Source organism: Acinetobacter sp. P1(2025) (assembly GCF_051390655.1).
Classification (GTDB): Bacteria; Pseudomonadota; Gammaproteobacteria; order Pseudomonadales; family Moraxellaceae; genus Acinetobacter; species Acinetobacter junii.
The window spans coordinates 1-1,110 of sequence record NZ_JBPKBJ010000157.1; the positions used below are offsets into that span (position 1 = coordinate 1).

At 37.4% G+C, this 1,110-nt stretch carries 1 protein-coding gene; it reads right to left on the bottom strand.

Annotated features, from left to right (window positions below; translation table 11 throughout):
- Window positions 1-71 precede the first annotated feature (71 nt).
- Window positions 72-1,028, bottom strand: a complete 957-nt coding sequence (locus ACSC97_RS18145; protein ID WP_436662340.1) for a hypothetical protein — start codon at window positions 1,026-1,028, stop codon at window positions 72-74.
- Window positions 1,029-1,110: the final 82 nt, after the last annotated feature.

The following is a 1,110-nucleotide window of genomic DNA, read 5'->3' on the forward strand; positions in this document are numbered from 1 at the left end:
GGCAAAAGAACTTATTTAGACCAATCATCAAAGACTTCATTGATGACTTTATTCTCGATAAAAATCATCTGCTACCACAGAGAATCTATAAATGATAGTGCGTAAGTCCTAGCTTCATCCATAATCCATTCTTTAAAAAGAGCATCCTCGATTTCATAAGTACCATTTTCTGGTTTAAAAATAATTTGTTTTTTTGATAAAGAACGTAGGGCCGATTGAATACTTGATACCGCAATGTTATCTACACCAATGGAATCAGCCAGATGTTGTCTAAATTGACTACTATAAAGTTCAACTTGTGATTCCGCTATGGCTTTTAAAATTAGCTGTTCTAATAACTTAAACTCTCCCCATAATCCCGAAAAGTCACGATGCCCCATTGTATCGGCTATAAGCTGTTCCTTGGCAAAATCTATAGCCAGCATTGGGTTTAAGGCTAAACGCTCCACTAATGATCTTGCTAGTTGAGGACTTTGCTTCATATCTAAAAAAGCGTGCCATAAAATTTCTTTATTCAAACTACGTCCTGTTGTCTGATTAAATACATCTGCCAGATGATCTGTAAATGCTTTTGTTAGATTTGGAAAAGGTAAATTCTGTCCATAATGAAAAAAGGGAGCACTACTCACAGAAAACATTTGTCTCAGGCCTTCTCGACTTGAACCAGTAAAAACTACCTTTATTGTTTCTTTATGCATATCTAAAGCGGTACGTAAACTGGCAATCGTGGTTTTATATTTTGAACTAGCTAAAGCCTGAATCTCATCAAGTAACAGTAAAATAGGTTTCCCCTGCTGAGCCAGTTTAGTAATGCTAGACAAAATACTGGAATTCACTTGTCCTTGTAGAAGTGTCACTTCAGCTTTTACCCCTGCCACCTCTGTACTTAAAGAACCAATATTTTTAATCCAATGTGTGGCTTTCCCCATTAAGCCATTTTGTTTTGAAAACTCATCAAGAGCTTTTACAAACTGCCCTTCACTATGCAGGCCTGCATCGGCTTTGTTGCACAAAGATTTGAAAGGCAAAGCGCCCCTAATTGAGCCAAATTTAAGGCGTAACTTGGGTAAGTGGTCGACCTAATTCCGTAAATCTGTTGAGGACTGCTAC